Annotated in this window: 2 protein-coding genes; both read right to left on the minus strand. The window is 52.1% G+C overall.

Features of this window, described 5'->3' with window-relative positions; genetic code table 11:
• Nucleotides 1-76 precede the first annotated feature (76 nt).
• Nucleotides 77-403, minus strand: a complete 327-nt coding sequence (locus tag D5269_RS17295) for a TnpV protein (RefSeq protein WP_120487307.1) — start codon at nt 401-403, stop codon at nt 77-79.
• A complete protein-coding gene (locus D5269_RS17300; protein ID WP_120487309.1) occupies nt 286-2460 on the minus strand; it encodes a recombinase family protein in 2175 nt (724 codons plus the stop codon). The genes D5269_RS17295 and D5269_RS17300 overlap by 118 nt, the downstream gene beginning before the upstream one ends.
• Between the last annotated feature and the right edge of the window lie 183 nt (nt 2461-2643).

Here is a 2643-nt window from a genome sequence, read left to right on the forward strand (position 1 = left end):
ATGCCAAAACTGGCGCAGGCGGCGGGCGTGACCGAGGAACTGAAAGCCCGCGACATGATGCAGTGGGTGGGGCAAATCAAAACTTTTGGATTTGGCCTACCCAGCGCAGTTGATTTTCGGCTTTCAGCCGCTCCGTCACGCCCTGACGCTCTGCCATGTCCTTTATGAGCCGTTCCATCATCTCGTTTGCGGACTGGTCGATTTCTTCAAGGTGCCCTGCCAGCTTATCGGACAATACAAGCTGAGAATAAATTGCCCGTCTGTGCTCTTTCAGATACCTCCACCTCATTCTGCCGTACTTGCCGATGTTCGGGCTGGCTGGGGGAGCAAGGCAGGGGAAATAATAGTCTCCGATAAGCTCGTAGCTGATACCTGTTCTTTCGTCTTTGATGAAGTGTTCCATTGTGCGTTCTCCTTTGCTTTTTTGTCGTGATAGGCTTTCAAGGTAACTTGATTGTGCTTCTCTTTGCGGCACTTATCGGAGCAAAGTGTCTGCTGGCTGTGCGTAGGCCAGAACAGCTTGCCGCACACAGCACATTTGCGCTGGCGGTAATAATGCTCTCCACGCTCCGCTTCCCGTTCTGCCTTTTTCTTATCCTGCCTTGCCTGATAACAGCACTCGTCAGAGCAGAATATCTGCCGGTTGCTTGCCGGGGTAAACTCCCTGCCGCAATGGGGGCAGACCTTCGGGGGGACAGACACGCCGCCGTTCGCCGCAATCTTCGCCGCCTTGCGCTTCTCCCGATATGCCTTTTCCCTGGCCCGCTGGCGGGCTAACCGTTCCTTTTCAGCCTGTTCCTCCTGCGCCCTGATTTCCTCTAACTCCTGTTCGGTGTAGGCAATATCGACTTTCCCGACATAGTTGAAGTAAATATCGACCTTTTGCGTCCGGGCCTTTCCCGTCCCCGCCGTTTCATAGACAACGATCTTGTCAACGAGTTCGGAGAACATCATATCGGTCACTTCGGCGGGGTCTTTATATTTCCGTATCAGGGAAATGAAATGCTCAATATCAAGGGGCTTTGTCTTTTCTTCCGCAACGGCGGCTTTCAGCTTGTCCATCCTGGCTTCAAGGTCTGCCTGTTCGCTGTCATACTGCGCCGAAAGCTGCTTGTACTGCCTTTCGGGGAGCAGGCCGGACATGAGATTTTCATACAACCCCCGCACAAGTCTGGAAAGCTCGTCATATCGGGTCTGCAATCGCTTCAATTCCTGCTTGCTTTGCTGGGGCTTCGCTTCCTGCTTGTCGGCCCACAGGGATTGAAGTTCCGCCGCAAACGCTTCCTCGTCTTGCAGGACAAACCGTGAAAGCCGTTTGACCGCAGACAGGAGCAGGGCTTCCACATTGTTGGCGCTGATGGAGTGGGCCGTACAGGTGTTGATCTGGCTGGCGTACCCGCCGCAGCGGAAAGAGTGCTGAATGGAGCCGTCTTTCTTACTGTGATGGGTCTGCAAGGTCATACGTCTGCCGCAATCGGCGCAATAAAGGTAGCCGCTCAGACGGTTATATTGACTGCCCCAGGGGGAGGCCCGCTCTACCCGCTTTATTCTGCGGTGAACGCTGTCCCACAGCTCTTGCGAAATGATGGCCTCATGCGTATTGGGAAACACATACTGTTCCGCTTCATCGGTTTCCCTGCGCTTGTGCAGCTTGAAGTTCGTGACAACAGACCTGTGCAGGACGGTGTGTCCAAGGTATTCCTGCCGCTTCAAAATCTTCTGAACCGCTGACAGCGACCAGAGATATTTGTCCGTGTATTTCTGCCCATGGTACTGTTCTGGATGGTTTTCCTTTGCGTGGGCGGCAGGGATTAAGACCTTTTCCTCGGTCAGTATGGCGGCGATTGTCCGTGAGCTTTTGCCCTCGTTGGCAAGCTGGAAGATATGCCGCACCACCTCGGCGGCGACCGGGTCAACGACAAGCGTCTGCTTATCGCCCTCCACCCGGTTATAGCCATAGGGAATACTGCCCGAACAACGCTTCCCGTCTTTCATGCGTGAATCGAATACCGCCCGAATCTTATTACTCGTGTCTTTGGCATAATATTCGTTCATTATATTCAAAAACGGGGCAAAATCGTTCTCAGAGGTGCTATTACTGTCAATGCCGTTGTTTATGGCAATAAAGCGCACATCTTTCTGAGGGAGCAGGATTTCCGTATAAAATCCTACTTGCAGGTAATTTCTTCCAAACCTGCTCATGTCTTTTACGATAATCGTGCCGATGTTCCCGGCCTCCGCTTCGGCTATCATTTCCATGAAGCCAGGACGGTTGAAATTAACTCCAGAATAACCGTCATCCGTAAAATGGCGAATGGCGGTGAAGCCATTTTTACGGGCGTAATCCTCCAGATATTTCTTTTGATTGGTGATTGAATTTGACTCCCCAACCAGGTCATCATCTCTTGAAAGGCGCTCGTAAAGGGCTGTAATCCTCGCTTTTCCTGCCTTTTTTGACATTTTTTACACCTCCGTTTCTGTATGTAGATTTTCAGTTTAGAGAAGTTAGTTTTACCGTCTGGAAAAAGTATATCCCTCCGGGGCCAGTTCCAGGGCTGTCACCGTTTCCCCAAAGCGGCTGGCCCAGCAGTCGAAATGGGTCATGTTCAATTCCTGGAGCCGCTCATACTGGAGGTAGCGTTG

The organism is Anaerotruncus sp. 1XD42-93, assembly GCF_009917605.1.
Lineage (GTDB): Bacteria > Bacillota > Clostridia > Oscillospirales > Ruminococcaceae > Anaerotruncus.

Coding starts and splice junctions, on each gene's coding strand:
- D5269_RS17300 (WP_120487309.1), bottom strand. CDS start 2,460: ATGTCAAAAAAGGCAGGAAAAGCGAGGATTACAGCCCTTTACGAGCGC.
- D5269_RS17295 (WP_120487307.1), bottom strand. CDS start 403: ATGGAACACTTCATCAAAGACGAAAGAACAGGTATCAGCTACGAGCTT.